Source organism: Mycobacterium sp. E735 (genome assembly GCF_001666955.1).
Lineage (GTDB): Bacteria > Actinomycetota > Actinomycetes > Mycobacteriales > Mycobacteriaceae > Mycobacterium.
In genome coordinates this window covers 58,355-73,273 of the sequence record NZ_LZIX01000078.1, presented here as the reverse complement: position 1 = coordinate 73,273, position 14,919 = coordinate 58,355, and the positions used below count along the sequence as shown (strand labels likewise).

Sequence of the window (14,919 nt, the reverse complement as noted above, 5' to 3'; positions counted from 1 at the left end):
CATGCTAGGCAGCGCTCAGGGCTGGTGATTACCGGCCTTGCCGTTCACCTGCGCAAGGGTGCTCCAAATCTGAGATGTGCCGTGCGAATAGATTTCGACGATGTTGCCGAAGGGGTCTTCGCAGTAGCACACATAGAATCCGATGCCGGGCGCGAACTCCCACACCGCGCTGCGTTGTCTGCCGCCGCTCTCCGCGATGCGCCGCGCAAGGCCTTCGACGTCGGGGTCGATGACGCAGAAGTGGAACGTACCGGTTTTGTGCAAGTAGAACTGTGTGTTCTCCTCAGCTGCCCGCTGCTCGGGTTTGGGTTCGGAGAACTCAAACAACTCCGGGCCGACACCATTGCCCGCGTCCATCATGGCGATCCTGCCGGATACCACGTGGGGGCCCAGCATGTCCGCGACCAGCTCGCCGAAGTAACCCTCGCCCGCGGTGTACTCCTGCGGCTCGTGCAGGAGTTGGAAGCCGAGGACGCGTTGGTACCAGTCGATGGCCGCCTCCGCATCGGTGACGGTCACACCGACATGAGTGATCGTTCGTGGCTGCACTTTCGCGATCGGTTCGGCCATCGGTGTCCCCCTTGGTGACGAGTTGGCAATTGCGCTCTCACTGCATCACGAAGTGAGCCCCGAATGGGCGCTGGTCCTCGAAGCCGTTACTGATCCGGTCGCTTTCTTGTATCGGCGGCCCTCAGCGGGCGGACTGGCGGCTGGCGTAACCGCGCGGCGTGGCGCCGAACCGGGTTCGGAACTCGCTGATGAAATGGGACACGTTGACGTAGCCGACCCGGTGGGCGATCTCGGTCACGGCCCATCTTCGATCCAGAACCAGTTCGCGCGCTCGGTTCAGCCGGACGTCTTTGACGTACTGATACGGCGACGATCCCGTCACCTCGCGGAACGCTCTGGTGAATGCGGATGAGCTCAGGCCCACCTCCGCGGCCAGGGTCGCGACCGTGATCGGCTCGGCCCAATGCTCATTGATGTAGGTCAGTGCCGCGCCGATGGGATTACCGGCCGCTTGCTGGGTGGCGAAGTGCAGCATCCGCGCAAACTGTTCGCGCTGCAGGACCCGATACACCAACTCGCGCAGATACAAGGGCGCCAGCACTCGCCGGTCGACCTCGGTCGAGAGCGACCGCACGAACCGCAGGACCGAGCTCATGACTTCGTCGTCGAGCGCGGAGACGACGCACGATTCGGTGAGCTCCGGTACCGACGCCGCCTCGGCGCCCCGCCCGCCCGGCATCTTCTCGGTGATCTCGCGAACGGTAGACGGATCCACCTCCAGCACCATGCATAGGCAGGGCTTGCGTGGCGATGCCTCGAGCACCTCGCTCTGAAAGTGCACATCGCCGTTGATCACCAGGTAGCTGAACTGGTCGTAGACGTGACGCCGGCCCATCTCGATGACGGCCTTGCGGCCCTGCGCGACGAGTCCGATCGACAGTCCCCGGATCTCCTGCCACTCGGGTTCGGTGGGCTCGGTGAATCGGTAGATGGTCAGACCGGGCCACAGCCCGACGTTCGCGCCGGGATGCGGTGCGCGCGCAGTCAATTCGGCGACGAGATCACCGGAAGTGAGGTGATGTTCGATGTTTTCGGCGGCGGTCAGGTCAACACCCCCCTTGGCGTCAGCACACCGCGGGGGCCGGAACCGCTCCGCAAAGAAAAAGGTAGCCGAATACGAGGGCCCTCGCTGGGTGAGTGTCACCGCGCGGGATCGAAACCGGCAAACATCGGGCAGGAATCTTGTACCGCGGCCGCCGACCATCCGGTTGGCTATTGATCATCCTTCGGGCGGACCTATTCCCGGCGCAATCGCCGGTTACTTGCGGATATCGAGGAGACATCATGGCGATGCGGGCAGCACGCATGCACGGATACAACCAGCCGCTGGAGATCGACGAAGTGCCGGTTCCCGATGTCGGGCGAAGCCAGGTCCTGATCAAGGTCGCCGCGACGGGCATGTGCCGCAGCGACTATCAGCTGTTGGATGGCTACTTCCGCGACGGTCTCCCGGTGGACTTCCCGTTCATCCCGGGGCACGAAGTGGCGGGCACCATCACCGAGGTGGGCGCCGACGTGCCGGATTCCGCCGGCATCGGCGAGGGAGACCTTGTCGTGGTGGACCCGAACTGGGGGGACGGCACGTGCCGGCAGTGCCACGAAGGCAACCAGCAACTGTGCGCCGACGGGCAACTCGTCGGGTTCGGACCCAACGGGGGCTTCGCCGAGTACATGGTCGCCCCGTACGACCACGTGATCTCGGTCGCCGATCAACCGGATGCCGACCCCCGGTACCTGGCCCCGCTGACCGATGCGGGCCTCACTCCGTACCGCGGCATGAAGAAGTTGCGCGACGCGGGCAAACTCGGCGCCGGCCGTACGGTCGTCATCAACGGCATCGGCGGTCTGGGCAGCTACGCGGTGCAATACGCCCGGCTACTCGGTGGCGGCGCGACCGTGCTCGGATTCGCCCGGAGCGATGAAAAACTCAAGGTCGCAACCGAACACGGCGCGCATCACACCGTGAACGTCCGGGACAAATCCGTCGAGGACGTGCAGAACGAGCTCGAGGACCTGACCGGCCGACGCACCGTCGACGCGGTACTGGACTGCGCCGGATCCACGGAGTCCCTGGGATTGGCGGCCGCGATTCTCGAGACGGAGGGTGCGCTATCGCAGGTGGGCCTCATGGGCCAGCGGGTGGAGCTCCCGTTGTTTCCGTTCGTCAGCGGAGAGAAGTCGTACTTCGGCTCGTTCTGGGGCAATTACAACGACCTTCGGGAGGTGCTCGCGCTTGCCAGCCAAGGCCTGATCAAGCACCACGTGGTCCCGGTCAGGCTCGACGACATCAACGACAACCTGGAAGCCCTGGGCCGGGGCGACATCGTCGGCCGGGCCGTGGTCGTCTTCGACTGACCGCTGGCCGGCGGCGCGCCGAATCACGGCGCGCGGCAGACGAATTTGGTGCCGTTGAGGTCGAGCTTGACCTCGCCCTGGTGCTCCCAGTATTCCGAGCCCTGCCGGCCGTACCTGGCGCCGCTGCCGGACGGCTCTTGGAACAGGATCTGCTGGTTGCCCTTCCAGTCGAGCACCGCCGCGGGCGGGTCGAACTCGTTGTAGAACTGCGCGGTCAACGGTCCGGTGTCCGCGGGGCACTGGTAGCTGACGACGGGCGGGCTCAAGGTGCCGGGGTCGGCGATGGCCAACTGGACCAGCCGCGTCTGATACGCCTCGGTCAGGCACGTGCGCATCTCGGGGTTTTGTGCACAGCCGTCCCGCCCGCTCGCCCAGTTGTTCTGCGCGCTGGCCAGCGCGGCTTGGTCCGCGCCGGGCCGGCCGAGCGCCTCCTGGTAGGCGGCCTGGACCCGATGGTCGAGATCGCTGAGGTGCGGATCGGTGCACACCTGCCGCTGGGCCGCGTTCGCCGGGGTGGCGCAGTCGAGCGGCGCCGCGGTCGGCGGGGCAGTGGTGGTCGCCGACGTGGTGGTGGCCGGCGCCGGGGTCGTCTTCGCGCCGCAGGCGCTCAGCACCAGGGCCGCAACGATGACGGCGAGCAGTCGCATACGTGCTGACTACCGCCTGCCGGGCGCACCGTCGGCGCGACACGCCGAAATGCGCGACCGCAACCGCCGCGGCGATCCCGGCGGGGACGGTCAGACCGTGGCCGTGTTGGCCTCGCCCGTCGCGATCTCGGGGGCCAGCGGCGCGATCGCGCCGATGATCGCGGTGACCGTTTCGGACGGCACCCCGGCCGCGGCCAGTGCGTCCGACAGGTGCCCGGCCACCAGGTTGAAGTGGTACATGGTGATCCCGCGCCCCTGGTGGACCTGCTTCATCGGCGCGCCGGTATAGGGCTCGGGGCCCCCGAGCGCGGCGGCGAAGAACTCGACCTGCTTGCCCTTGAGCCGGTTCATGTTGGTCCCGGTGAAAAAGCCCGCGAGTTGGTCGTCGGCGAGCACACGAACGTAGAAGTCCTCGACCACGACTTCGATTGCCTCGTGGCCGCCGATCCGGTCGTAGATGGTGCCCGGCTGTGGCTTGTGGAAGCGTGCCAGAATTTTCATAAGTCCGATTGGAACATTTCGGCGTTGCCCACCAGTTAGTTCGCAATCACGCTCGGATGTCCTTGCGTAACAACCGGATTGCTCACCCATGACGGCCCCGCCCGCCGCGGCGTGAGATGTGCGGCGCGCTTTACATGCCGGAAATCTGCATCGAGTGGGGGCGCTGATGTCCTAGGTTGGCTTTATGACTCGCGTCACAACATTCACACAGCCCCGCAAGGCGGTCGTGGTCAACGGGCAGGCCAGTTGCGGTCGGGGGGCCGACATCATCAGGAGCGAAAGCCAATGAATCTCGGCGACATCACCAACATGGTCGAAAAGCCGCTCGCGAATCTGGTGGAGAAGCCGATCGCGGCGGTGTCCCACATCGTCAACACCCCCAACTCCGCGGGCCGCTACCGGCCGTTCTATCTGAGGAATCTGCTCGACGCGGTGCAGGGACGCACGCTCGACGAGGCGGTCAGTGGCAAGACCGTCCTGATCACCGGGGGATCGTCGGGCATCGGGGAGGCCGCCGCGAAGCGGATTGCGGAAGCGGGCGGTGAGGTGGTGCTCGTCGCGCGCACCCGGGAGAACCTGGAGAAGGTCGCCGCTGAAATCGAAGGCAACGGCGGCAGCGCCCACGTCTACCCGTGCGACCTGACCGACATGGACGCGATCGCCGCGATGGCCGACCAGGTGCTCAGCGACCTGGGCAGCGTCGACATCCTGATCAACAACGCGGGGCGGTCCATCCGGCGCTCGCTGGAGCTGTCCTACGACCGGATCCACGACTATCAGCGGACCATGCAGCTGAACTATCTGGGCGCGGTCCAGCTCATCCTCAAGTTCATCCCGGGGATGCGGGAGCGCGGCTTCGGGCACATCATCAACGTCTCCTCGGTCGGGGTGCAGACCCGCGCGCCGCGCTTCGGCGCCTACATCGCCAGTAAGGCCGCGCTGGACAGCCTGTGCGACTCCCTGCAGGCCGAGACCGTCAACGACGGCGTGAAGTTCACCACCGTGCACATGGCCCTGGTGCGCACCCCGATGATCAGCCCGACCACCCTGTACGACAAGTTCCCGGCGCTGACGCCGGATCAGGCGGCCGGGGTGATCGCGGACGCGATTGTGCACCGGCCGCGCCGGGCCAGCTCGCCGTTCGGTCAATTCGCCGCCGTCGCCGACGCGGTGAACCCGGCGGTGATGGACCGGGTGCGCAACCGCGCGTTCGCCATGTTCGGCGACTCCCATGCCGCCAAGGGGGACGAATCATCAAGCGACTCACCGCAATTCGACAAACGCAGCGAGACGTTTGTGCGGGCGACTCGCGGGATACATTGGTGACATCATGAGCCTTCCGAAACCCGACATTCAGACCACTGTCGTCATCACCGGCGCCTCGTCCGGCATCGGCGCCGAACTGGCTCGCGGGCTGGCCCGCCGGGGCTTCCCGCTGCTGCTGGTGGCGCGGCGCCGCGAGCGTCTCGACGAACTCGCCAACGAGGTGGGCCAGGAATACTCGGTGGCGGTCGAGGTGCTGCCGCTGGACCTCGGCGATCCCAAGGGCCGCGCCAAGCTGGCCGATCGGCTGCGCGCCGAGCCCATCGCCGGGCTGTGCAACAGCGCCGGGTTCGGCACCAGCGGGGTCTTCCACGAGCTGCCGCTCGAGCGGGAAAGCGAGGAGGTGACCCTCAACTCGCTGGCGCTGATGGAGCTCACCCACGCGGCCCTGCCCGGCATGGTCGAGCGCGGGGCCGGGGCGGTGATGAACATCGCGTCGATCGCCGGCTTCCAGCCGGTGCCCTACATGGCGGTCTATTCGGCGACCAAGGCGTTCGTGCAGACGTTCTCCGAGGCGGTGCACGAGGAGTTGCACGGGACCGGGGTGTCGGTCACGTGCCTGTGCCCCGGGCCGGTGCCGACCGAATGGGCGGAGATCGCCAACGCCGAGCGGTTCAGCATCCCCATCGCGCAGGTCTCGCCCCGCGACGTCGCCGAGGCGGCGATCGGCGGCATGCTGTCCGGCCGGCGCACCGTGGTGCCCGGCGTCGTGCCCAAGGTCGTCAGCACCGGCGGCCGGTTCGCCCCGCGCAGCCTGCTGCTGCCCGGGATCCGGATCGGCAACCGCTTTCGCGGCGGACCAAACCGCTGAGCCTCGCCGAGCTGGGGCACCCCCGTGCTGGCGAGCTGGGGGCACCTCCCGCTTGCGGGGGACACGCCAGCGTGGCATTGAGCACCGAGTGTCACGCCAGCGTGGCGTTCACCGGGGAGCAAGGAGGAATCGCGTGGCCGCCGTTGACCTGACCGCCGACATGCCGATGAGCCCGCAGGAAATGTGGGATCACGTCTCCGACCTGTCGGACCTGGGCGACTGGCTGGTGATGCACGAAGGGTGGCGCAGTGATCTGCCCGAGGAACTCGGAGAGGGTGTCCAGGTGGTGGGCGTGGCCCGGGCCAAGGGTTTCCGCAACCGGGTGACATGGACGGTGACGACGTGGGACCCGCCCCATGAGGTGGCGCTCTCGGGTTCGGGCAAGGGTGGCGCCAAGTACGCCGTGACGCTCACCGTGCGGGCCGCCGACGAGGGATCGACGCTGGGCCTGCGCCTCGAGTTGGGCGGGCGGGCGTTGTTCGGCCCGGTCGGTTCGGCGGCCGCGCGGGCGGTCAAGGGCGACGTGCAGAAGTCTTTGAAGAACTTCGTCGAGCTGTACGGCTAGAGCGCCGGGTGTCTGCACGCGGCGGGTCGCCGCGAATCAATAGCAGACACACTTCGCGACACGCCCGAAACCCGTCGGTGCTCAGTCATAGACTGGCGTCCCTATGACAGGTTCGATTCCTCCTCACGCAAGCGTTCGTCGCGAGTCGTCGTTCGTGCACCTGCATAACCACACCGAGTACTCGATGCTGGACGGGGCCGCGAAGATCACGCCTATGCTGGCCGAGGTGGAGCGGCTGGGAATGCCCGCGGTCGGGATGACCGACCACGGAAACATGTTCGGCGCCAGCGAGTTCTACAACGCCGCGGCCAAGGCGGGGATCAAGCCGATCATCGGGGTCGAGGCCTACATCGCGCCTGGCTCGCGTTTCGACACCCGCCGGATCACGTGGGGTGACCCCGGACAGAAGTCCGACGACGTGTCGGGCAGCGGGTCCTACACGCACCTGACGATGGTGGCCGAGAACGCCACCGGCCTGCGCAACCTGTTCAAGCTGTCCTCGCTGGCCTCCTTCGAGGGCCAGCTCGGCAAGTGGTCGCGGATGGACGCCGAGCTCATCGCCGAACACGCCGAGGGAATCATCGCCACCACCGGGTGCCCGTCGGGCGAGGTGCAGACCCGCCTTCGGCTCGGGCATGACCGCGAGGCGCTGGAGTCGGCCGCCAAGTGGCGGGAGATCTTTGGCGCCGACAACTATTTCCTCGAGCTGATGGACCACGGCCTGTCCATCGAGCAGCGGGTCCGCGACGGCCTGCTCGAGATCGGCCGCAAGCTCGGCATCCCGCCGTTGGCCACCAACGACTGCCACTACGTCACCCGCGACCACTCGCACAACCACGAGGCGCTGCTGTGCGTGCAGACCGGCAAGACGCTGTCGGACCCCAACCGGTTCAAGTTCGACGGCGACGGCTACTACCTGAAGTCGGCCACCGAGATGCGCCAGATATGGGACGCGACGGTGCCGGGCGCGTGCGATTCGACGCTGCTGATCGCCGAGCGCGTGCAGCCCTACGACGACGTGTGGGCGCCGCGCGACCGGATGCCCATCTTCCCGGTGCCCGAGGGACACGACCAGGCGTCCTGGCTGCACCACGAGGTGATGGCCGGGCTGCGGCGGCGTTTCCCGTCCGGTGTCGGCCAGGACTACATCGACCGGGCCGAATACGAGATCAAGGTCATCTGCGACAAGGGCTTTCCGTCGTACTTCCTCATCGTCGCCGACCTGATCAACTACGCCCGCTCGGTCGACATCCGGGTGGGGCCGGGCCGCGGTTCGGCGGCCGGTTCGCTGGTGGCCTACGCGCTGGGCATCACCAACATCGACCCGATCCCGCACGGCCTGCTGTTCGAGCGGTTCCTCAACCCCGAGCGGCCGTCGGCGCCCGACATCGACATCGACTTCGACGACCGCCGGCGCGGTGAGATGGTGCGCTACGCCGCCGACAAGTGGGGCCAGGACCGGGTGGCCCAGGTCATCACCTTCGGCACCATCAAGACCAAAGCGGCGCTGAAGGATTCGGCTCGAATCCACTACGGCCAACCCGGCTTCGCCATCGCCGACCGGATCACCAAGGCGTTGCCGCCGCCGATCATGGCCAAGGACATCCCGCTGTCGGGCATCACCGATCCGAACCACGAGCGGTACAAGGAGGCCGCCGAGGTGCGCGGCCTGATCGAAACCGATCCCGACGTGCGCACCATCTACCAGACCGCGCGCGGCCTGGAGGGGCTGATCCGCAACGCCGGCGTGCACGCGTGCGCGGTGATCATGAGCAGCGAGCCGCTCACCGAGGCCATTCCGTTGTGGAAGCGGCCGCAGGACGGCGCCATCATCACCGGCTGGGACTACCCGTCGTGCGAGGCCATCGGCCTGCTGAAGATGGACTTCCTGGGCCTGCGCAACCTGACGATCATCGGCGACGCGCTGGAGAACATCAAGGCCAACAGGGGAATCGACCTCGACCTGGAATCGGTGCCGCTCGACGACAAGCCGACCTACGAGCTGCTGGGCCGCGGCGACACCCTGGGGGTGTTCCAGCTCGATGGCGGCCCGATGCGCGACCTGCTGCGGCGCATGCAACCCACCGAGTTCAACGACATCGTCGCGGTGCTGGCGCTGTACCGCCCGGGCCCGATGGGCATGAACGCCCACAACGACTACGCCGACCGCAAGAACAACCGCCAGGCGATCAAACCGATCCACCCGGAGCTCGAGGAGCCGCTGCGCGAGATCCTCTCGGAGACATACGGTCTGATCGTCTACCAAGAGCAGATCATGTTCATCGCCCAGAAGGTCGCCTCCTACACGATGGGCAAGGCCGACGCGCTGCGCAAAGCAATGGGCAAGAAGAAGCTCGAGGTGCTCGAGGCCGAGTACAAGGGTTTCTACGATGGCATGACCGCCAACGGGTTCTCCGAAAAAGCGGTGAAGGCGTTGTGGGACACCATCCTTCCCTTCGCCGGCTACGCGTTCAACAAGTCGCACGCGGCCGGCTACGGCCTGGTGTCCTACTGGACGGCCTACCTGAAGGCCAACTACCCGGCCGAATACATGGCCGGGCTGTTGACCTCGGTGGGCGACGACAAGGACAAGGCCGCGGTGTACCTGGCCGACTGCCGCAAGCTGGGCATCACCGTGCTGCCGCCGGACGTCAACGAGTCCCTGGTGAACTTCGCGTCGGTCGGCCAGGACATCAGGTTCGGGCTGGGTGCGGTGCGCAACGTCGGCGCGAACGTGGTCGGTTCGCTGATCAAGACCCGCAACGAGAAGGGGAAGTTCACCGACTTCTCGGACTACCTGAACAAGATCGATGTCTCGGCCTGCAACAAGAAGGTGACGGAGTCGTTGATCAAGGCCGGCGCGTTCGACTCGCTGAGCCATGCCCGCAAGGGCCTCTTCCTGGTGCACACCGATGCCGTCGATTCGGTGCTGGGCACCAAAAAGGCCGAGGCGATGGGGCAATTCGACCTGTTCGGCGGCGATGACGGGTGCACCGAGTCGGTGTTCACCATCAAGGTGCCCGAGGACGAATGGGAAGACAAACACAAGCTGGCGCTGGAGCGCGAGATGCTGGGCCTGTACGTGTCGGGTCATCCCCTCAATGGCGTGGCGCACCTGCTGGCCGCCCAGGTGGACACCCAGATCCCGGCCATCCTGGACGGCGACGTCCCCAACGAGACGCAGGTGCGCGTGGGCGGCATCCTGGCGTCGGTCAACCGGCGGGTCAACAAGAACGGAATGCCCTGGGCGTCGGCGCAATTGGAAGACCTCACCGGTGGCATCGAGGTGATGTTCTTCCCGCACGCATATTCCGCCTATGGCGCCGACATCGCCGACGACGCGGTGGTGCTGATCAACGCCAAGGTGGCCATCCGCGACGACCGCATCAGCCTGATCGCCAACGAGCTTGTGGTGCCGGACTTCTCCAATGCCCAGCCGAACCGGCCGATCGCGGTCAGCCTGCCGACCCGGCAGTGCACCATCGACAAGGTCAGCGCCCTCAAGCAGGTGCTGGCGCGCCACCCCGGGACCGCCCAGGTGCACCTGCGGCTCATCAGCGGGGACCGGATCACCACCCTGGAGCTGGACCCGTCGCTGCGGGTGACGCCCTCGCCGGCGCTGATGGGAGACCTCAAGGAACTGCTCGGCCCGGGATGCCTGGGCGGCTAGCCTGGCGCCGCCGAGTGCGAATGTGGTTTCACACTCGCGGCCGAACGTGAAAGTAACCGCACACTCGCGGGCTCGCCGTCCCTTTCGTCAGGCGTCGCCGGCCTGCAGCCGCGCACGGACCGCTTCCATGCGTTGAGCCAGCGCCGCCTCGTCGATGACATTGCGGGCAACCAGGGAGTGCGCCAGCGCGACCAGCTGGCTCTCCGGATACGGCAGGGCCACGTACACCTCCTCGCCGAGGCGATCCTCGTCGGTCCGGCGCATCAAGAGCTCCAGCGCCGTGCCCTGCCGGTCGAGCGCCTCGCACATCCCGTCGAGGCTGGACTTCCAGGGCGGCACCGGGTTGCTCACGCCATATTTCTCCGCCATCCGTGCCCACACCTGATCGCGTTCGGCGACCTGCTCCAGCGTCGGCACCCGGACGGCGGTGACGTCGATCTCCGCAGACATCGGCGGGCCCTCAGTAGTTCTCGGCGGGGCGGACGGCCGGATGCACGGGGCGGTCGATATTCGAGGTCACGCCGGGCCTGGGCAGGGCGACGCCGATCATGCAGTCGCGCGTCACGATTTCGGCGAGTTGCTCCTCGCTCCACCCATCGGTGCCTGCCGGCCGGAGCGGCAGGACGAGGAACCGGTGTTTGGAGTTCGAGTCTTCGACCCGGATCTCGACGTCCTCCGGCAGGTACAGGCCGAACTCGGCCAGGACTTGGCGGGGCCATCGCACGATGCGGCGCCGGTAGTTAGGCGTCCGGTACCACTCGGGTGAGTTCCCCAGCAGCGGGCGTGGGTAGCAGGAGCACAGCGTGCACACGATCACGTGGTGCAGCGTCTCGGTGTCCTCGAGTATGTGCAGTGCGGTGAAGTCGCTGGGTGTGCCGAAGCCGGTCGGATGGAGCCAGTCGATGCCGACCTCGCGGCTGGCGGCGACGCCGTCTTGCAGGGCCAGCCGTTTGAAGTCGGGGTCCACCCACGCCTTCGCGACGAGCCGGGCGCCCGGCGCAGGGCCCATCTGCTCGACGAACTCGGTGTAGCGCCGATGATCCTCGGCGGTGAACAAGCCCTTCTCGATTGCCAGCTCGCGCAGGGCGATTTCCAGCACTTCGAAGTCGGTGACCTCTTCGACCATCGGTGCCGCGTGGCGCTCGGGTTCGTGGGCCGCGTCGGTGTGCTCTGTCATCTCGCCATCCTGGTTGGTGAATGGGTGACGGCTTCGGCTAAGAAGCCGGCTGCAGCCACCGCTCGGATATCTCCGCTTGCAGCGTGTCGTTCGGCGGGCCCGCATAGGGGTCCCAGAGGTCGGCCATCTTGAAGCGAACGATGTAGAACCACTCCGGCCGCTGATCTTCGCGGTCGAACGCCTCGTCCTCGGGGGCCGGGCTCTCGTACGACACCCGGACGACCGTGCCCGGCTTGCCCCGCAGGTATTCCTGGGTGCGGGTGTAGAAGATGGTGGGCAGATCCCGCACCACCACCGGGTCGCCGACCGCGAACCGCGCGTCACCGGCGAGGCCATCGAAGCACTGCGGATCGCCCTTGCCGACGGCCTCGACGTGATGGCGGTTCCTGGGCACCGCGGCCGCGTCGCCGACAGTGTGAGGCGCCGGCTCCGGCGGCGTCGCACCGGCCGCCGCGCGCCCACCTACTTCGGCCGCTCGTTCGATCAACTCACCGAGGGTGATGTGGCGTTTGTCGATGAGGCACCGGGCAATCGCCAAAACCCAACGGCCGTAGTAGGGGAAACCCTGATAAAGCATCCTCCCGACATCGACGTTGCCGAGCCGTCTGCGCTCCTCCGATGTCCAGATGCCCCGCCAGCCGAGCACCTCACACGTGACAAACGTGTTGAGTTCCCACTGCTCTTCCTCCTTCTCCTCGAAGACCGCCGGAGCGTCCGGCTCGCCGCCGACGTCGTGGGGCGTCTTCATGAAGGCGCGGAAGCGATCGTGAGTTATCTCGTCCGGGTAGGCCCAGTCCTGCAACCGGTGAAGGGCGACGCGCAGTTGGCTGACCAAGTCGCCCATAACAGAATTCGCCACGATCGCTACCTCAAAGTAGAAGCGAGAGTGCATAACCCGAAGACCACCGTAACATCGCGGGGGTCATCCGAGTGTGGGGAATCTGTGGACCGCCGCCGGTCACACCGTCGCGCCCCATTGTGCGGGGGGCTACGCGGACAACCCGAGCGCCGCCTCGTGGTCGTGGGTGGGGATGATCGTCACCGAGTGCCGGGCCAGGTGCAGTCGCTGCAGCGTCCGGAAGGCTTCCTCGCGGTCCTCGTCCACCAAAACACCCGGGTAACTCGACTTTTGGCGCACCTTCTCGATCTGCAACCAATGCCAGGCCGCGTCGCCGGCGATCAAGACCCACCCGCACGCCGTGTGGGCGAGCACTCCGACGCTGCCGGGAGTGTGTCCGGGCAGGTCGACCAGGAGGACGGAGCCGTCCCCGAACAGGTCGTGGCTCCGGGTGAAGGTCAGCACCGGCGGCCCGTCGAGCTCGTAGTCGACGGCGGGCCGGCCGCGCAGCGAATCGCGAACGCCGCCGACCGGCGCCACCGGACCCGAATCGATCCAGTCCCGTTCGGTGCGGTGCAGATGAACCGGCAGATCCGGCAGGTCCAGCAGACCCGACACGTGGTCCCAGTGCGCGTGAGTCGGCAGGGCGAAGTCCAACGCCGGCGTCTCGGGCAGCCGGGTCAGGGCCGTGATCGTGGGAACCGTGTCGGCGGGCGGACGGACCGCGACGCGAAGCACCGCGGGTAGTTGGGCGATCGCGCGGCGCTCGACGTCGCGGCACACGGCCGGATCGACGATGAAGGTGGCGTCCGGGTGGGTGACGACGAACGACGTCATCGAGTTGTCGACGCGGGTGGGTGCGAAGGTGCCCTCGACGATTGCCGGGGTGGGCACCGAGCGCGGCACCTGGGGCAGCGCGACCACCGTTACGGTGCGCCGGGGCTCGGGCAGGCCCGCGTCGGTGACACCGCGGAGAAACCGGTCGTCGGGCCGCTTGGGACGCACCGCGCCCCAGACCAATCCGGTTGCGGCGGCGCAGCATTGGCGCAGGGTGGGGGAGCGGACCGGGTCGTGCGTCATGGCACCTCCACCCGGACGATGACGCTGTCGGCCCACACGCCGCGGTCGCGCGCGCGGCGCAGCTTCTCGCGCACGCACAAATCTTGGTGCACGTTCGTGACGCCCGGGACCTTGATCAGCGGCACGATGTTCCACTGCCAGCCGTAGCGGCGGTGCAGGAGGCGATTCGCCCGCTCGGCGTCGGGCCCCGAGAGGATGGTGGCGCGGCCCGCGACCGTCGTCGCGCCCGGGCGGACCCGGCCCCGATGGTCGCACGCGGTGAGTTCGACGTCGCCGCGCGCGGCCAGCCGGTTGGTCTTCGGTCCGCGCTTGGTGCGGAACAGCAGCGCGCCGCCGTCCAGCCCGAACCAGACCGGGGTGTCGACCGGGGTGCCGTCGCGGCGGAACGATCGGAGCAGCGCGTAGCGCGCCGCGCCCAGTCCGTCGAGTGAATGTGTGTGCATGCCCCCAGTCAACGACTTAGAGTTGGCTCTAAGTCAAGCGTCGAGGAGGCCCGATGAGTGCTCGGCTCACGATCGGTGAGGTGGCGCGCCAAGCCGGCGTCGCGGCGACCACCCTGCGCTACTACGAACAGATCGGGCTGGTGCCCCCGCCGGGCCGGCTGGGCGGGCAGCGCCGCTACGACGACTCGGTGCTGGCCCGGCTCGACGTGATCCGGCTCTGCAAGTCGGCCGGCTTCGCACTGGAGGAGATCCAGCTGCTCTTCGCCGACGACGCGCCGGGGCGGCCCGTCAGCCGGGCGCTGGCCGAATCCAAGCTGGCCGAAATCGATGCCCAGATGGAGGCGCTGGCCCGGGCCCGTGCCGTGATCGAATGGGGGATGCGCTGCACGTGTCCCTCAATCGACGCGTGCACGTGCGGGATTCACACCGCGCTGCCCGCCTGAGCAAAGGAGCTCCATGACCCAGCCCATCGCCGTGCGCAACTTCTCCCACGTCTGCATCGGCGTCTCGGACATCGAGGCGTCGCGCGCGTTCTACACCGCGGTGCTGGGCATGGACGTCGTCTTCGACGTCGAGCTGGACGGCGCGGGACTGGACTCGGTGACCGGCGGGGCCGCGCAACGGGGCCGCATGGTCGGCGGGCTGGTCGGCTCCGCGATGGTCGAACTGCTGTCGTTGGGCGCCGTCCCCGACTGCCCGAGCGGACCGCACCTTGGCTACACCAACGTCTCGTTCCGGGTCGACGACCTGGATGCCACCTACGACGCGGTGCGGCGCGAGCACCCCGGCGTGCGGGCCGAGCCGCCCGTCGACATCGGCGGGGTGCGGATGTTCTTCATCTACGACCCCGACGGCACACCCATCGAACTGCTGGAGTTGCCGGCCGGCATTTCGAGCACGGTGCAGCTCTGGCGCCCGGATCCGGCGTGATCCATTCCG

At 67.5% G+C, this 14,919-nt stretch carries 16 protein-coding genes; 7 read left to right on the top strand and 9 right to left on the bottom strand.

The window, feature by feature from the left end; genetic code table 11:
• Nucleotides 1-15: 15 nt before the first annotated feature.
• Together A5704_RS06595 and A5704_RS06590 are read right to left on the bottom strand one after the other, a co-directional pair.
• Complete coding sequence (locus tag A5704_RS06595; protein ID WP_067888045.1) at nt 16-570, bottom strand: VOC family protein; 555 nt, start codon at nt 568-570, stop codon at nt 16-18.
• 121 nt (nt 571-691) lie between these two features.
• Nucleotides 692-1,558, bottom strand: a complete 867-nt coding sequence (locus A5704_RS06590; protein WP_197499138.1) for an AraC family transcriptional regulator — start codon at nt 1,556-1,558, stop codon at nt 692-694.
• Between the two features lie 296 nt (nt 1,559-1,854).
• On the opposite strand from A5704_RS06590, the gene A5704_RS06585 reads away from it, so the two are divergent.
• Nucleotides 1,855-2,925 carry an NAD(P)-dependent alcohol dehydrogenase gene (locus tag A5704_RS06585; RefSeq protein WP_082950502.1) on the top strand — a complete coding sequence of 357 codons (1,071 nt, stop codon included), beginning with the start codon at nt 1,855-1,857 and terminating at the stop codon, nt 2,923-2,925.
• A 23-nt stretch (nt 2,926-2,948) separates the two neighbouring features.
• On the opposite strand, the gene A5704_RS06580 is transcribed toward A5704_RS06585, so the two are convergent.
• Together A5704_RS06580 and A5704_RS06575 are read right to left on the bottom strand one after the other, a co-directional pair.
• Nucleotides 2,949-3,572, bottom strand: a complete 624-nt coding sequence (locus A5704_RS06580) for an MliC family protein (RefSeq protein WP_067761295.1) — start codon at nt 3,570-3,572, stop codon at nt 2,949-2,951.
• A gap of 90 nt (nt 3,573-3,662) precedes the next feature.
• Entirely contained in the window at nt 3,663-4,073 is a 411-nt protein-coding gene (locus tag A5704_RS06575) for a group 1 truncated hemoglobin (RefSeq protein ID WP_067761299.1), read from the bottom strand.
• 285 nt (nt 4,074-4,358) lie between these two features.
• Here A5704_RS06575 and A5704_RS06570 point away from each other — a divergent pair, with 285 nt between their 5' ends.
• From A5704_RS06570 to dnaE, 4 genes are all read left to right on the top strand, one after another.
• Nucleotides 4,359-5,399 carry an SDR family NAD(P)-dependent oxidoreductase gene (locus A5704_RS06570; RefSeq protein ID WP_067761302.1) on the top strand — a complete coding sequence of 347 codons (1,041 nt, stop codon included), beginning with the start codon at nt 4,359-4,361 and terminating at the stop codon, nt 5,397-5,399.
• 4 nt (nt 5,400-5,403) lie between these two features.
• Entirely contained in the window at nt 5,404-6,207 is an 804-nt protein-coding gene (locus tag A5704_RS06565) for an SDR family oxidoreductase (RefSeq protein WP_067761305.1), read from the top strand.
• 133 nt (nt 6,208-6,340) lie between these two features.
• The gene (locus A5704_RS06560) at nt 6,341-6,772 is read left to right on the top strand and encodes an SRPBCC family protein (protein WP_067761308.1); all 432 of its coding nucleotides are present in this window, start codon (nt 6,341-6,343) and stop codon (nt 6,770-6,772) included.
• A gap of 103 nt (nt 6,773-6,875) precedes the next feature.
• On the top strand, nt 6,876-10,442 hold the full coding sequence (dnaE, locus tag A5704_RS06555; protein ID WP_067761309.1) for a DNA polymerase III subunit alpha: 3,567 nt from the start codon (nt 6,876-6,878) through the stop codon (nt 10,440-10,442).
• A gap of 87 nt (nt 10,443-10,529) precedes the next feature.
• Here dnaE and A5704_RS06550 read toward each other — a convergent pair whose 3' ends face one another.
• The 5 genes from A5704_RS06550 to A5704_RS06530 all read right to left on the bottom strand — a co-directional run bounded on the left by A5704_RS06550 (nt 10,530) and on the right by A5704_RS06530 (nt 13,980).
• Nucleotides 10,530-10,892 carry a thiocyanate hydrolase gene (locus A5704_RS06550; protein WP_067761313.1) on the bottom strand — a complete coding sequence of 121 codons (363 nt, stop codon included), beginning with the start codon at nt 10,890-10,892 and terminating at the stop codon, nt 10,530-10,532.
• A gap of 10 nt (nt 10,893-10,902) precedes the next feature.
• Nucleotides 10,903-11,619: a thiocyanate hydrolase subunit gamma gene (gene scnC / locus A5704_RS06545; protein ID WP_067761315.1), complete on the bottom strand. Its 717-nt coding sequence runs from the start codon at nt 11,617-11,619 to the stop codon at nt 10,903-10,905.
• Nucleotides 11,620-11,656: 37 nt separating this feature from the next.
• Entirely contained in the window at nt 11,657-12,463 is an 807-nt protein-coding gene (locus tag A5704_RS06540; RefSeq protein WP_067888043.1) for an SH3-like domain-containing protein, read from the bottom strand.
• A gap of 144 nt (nt 12,464-12,607) precedes the next feature.
• The gene (locus tag A5704_RS06535; RefSeq protein WP_067888040.1) at nt 12,608-13,537 is read right to left on the bottom strand and encodes an MBL fold metallo-hydrolase; all 930 of its coding nucleotides are present in this window, start codon (nt 13,535-13,537) and stop codon (nt 12,608-12,610) included.
• On the bottom strand, nt 13,534-13,980 hold the full coding sequence (locus A5704_RS06530) for a PPOX class F420-dependent oxidoreductase (RefSeq protein ID WP_067888036.1): 447 nt from the start codon (nt 13,978-13,980) through the stop codon (nt 13,534-13,536). The genes A5704_RS06535 and A5704_RS06530 overlap by 4 nt, the downstream gene beginning before the upstream one ends.
• Before the next feature lie 53 nt (nt 13,981-14,033).
• On the opposite strand from A5704_RS06530, the gene A5704_RS06525 reads away from it, so the two are divergent.
• Nucleotides 14,034-14,423 (top strand): helix-turn-helix domain-containing protein, encoded by a 390-nt coding sequence (locus A5704_RS06525; protein ID WP_067888032.1) that lies wholly within the window; start codon nt 14,034-14,036, stop codon nt 14,421-14,423.
• 13 nt (nt 14,424-14,436) lie between these two features.
• On the top strand, nt 14,437-14,910 hold the full coding sequence (locus tag A5704_RS06520) for a VOC family protein (RefSeq protein ID WP_067758214.1): 474 nt from the start codon (nt 14,437-14,439) through the stop codon (nt 14,908-14,910).
• The last annotated feature ends 9 nt before the right edge of the window (nt 14,911-14,919 follow it).

What these genes read in the sequence shown, in the direction of transcription:
- A5704_RS06595 (WP_067888045.1), bottom strand. Translation starts at nt 570, where the DNA reads ATGGCCGAACCGATCGCGAAAGTGCAGCCACGAACGATCACTCATGTC.
- A5704_RS06585 (WP_082950502.1), top strand. Translation starts at nt 1,855, where the DNA reads ATGGCGATGCGGGCAGCACGCATGCACGGATACAACCAGCCGCTGGAG.
- A5704_RS06580 (WP_067761295.1), bottom strand. Translation starts at nt 3,572, where the DNA reads ATGCGACTGCTCGCCGTCATCGTTGCGGCCCTGGTGCTGAGCGCCTGC.
- A5704_RS06575 (WP_067761299.1), bottom strand. Translation starts at nt 4,073, where the DNA reads ATGAAAATTCTGGCACGCTTCCACAAGCCACAGCCGGGCACCATCTAC.
- A5704_RS06570 (WP_067761302.1), top strand. Translation starts at nt 4,359, where the DNA reads ATGAATCTCGGCGACATCACCAACATGGTCGAAAAGCCGCTCGCGAAT.
- A5704_RS06565 (WP_067761305.1), top strand. Translation starts at nt 5,404, where the DNA reads ATGAGCCTTCCGAAACCCGACATTCAGACCACTGTCGTCATCACCGGC.
- dnaE (WP_067761309.1), top strand. Translation starts at nt 6,876, where the DNA reads ATGACAGGTTCGATTCCTCCTCACGCAAGCGTTCGTCGCGAGTCGTCG.
- A5704_RS06550 (WP_067761313.1), bottom strand. Translation starts at nt 10,892, where the DNA reads ATGTCTGCGGAGATCGACGTCACCGCCGTCCGGGTGCCGACGCTGGAG.
- scnC (WP_067761315.1), bottom strand. Translation starts at nt 11,619, where the DNA reads ATGACAGAGCACACCGACGCGGCCCACGAACCCGAGCGCCACGCGGCA.
- A5704_RS06540 (WP_067888043.1), bottom strand. Translation starts at nt 12,463, where the DNA reads ATGGGCGACTTGGTCAGCCAACTGCGCGTCGCCCTTCACCGGTTGCAG.
- A5704_RS06535 (WP_067888040.1), bottom strand. Translation starts at nt 13,537, where the DNA reads ATGACGCACGACCCGGTCCGCTCCCCCACCCTGCGCCAATGCTGCGCC.
- A5704_RS06530 (WP_067888036.1), bottom strand. Translation starts at nt 13,980, where the DNA reads ATGCACACACATTCACTCGACGGACTGGGCGCGGCGCGCTACGCGCTG.
- A5704_RS06525 (WP_067888032.1), top strand. Translation starts at nt 14,034, where the DNA reads ATGAGTGCTCGGCTCACGATCGGTGAGGTGGCGCGCCAAGCCGGCGTC.
- A5704_RS06520 (WP_067758214.1), top strand. Translation starts at nt 14,437, where the DNA reads ATGACCCAGCCCATCGCCGTGCGCAACTTCTCCCACGTCTGCATCGGC.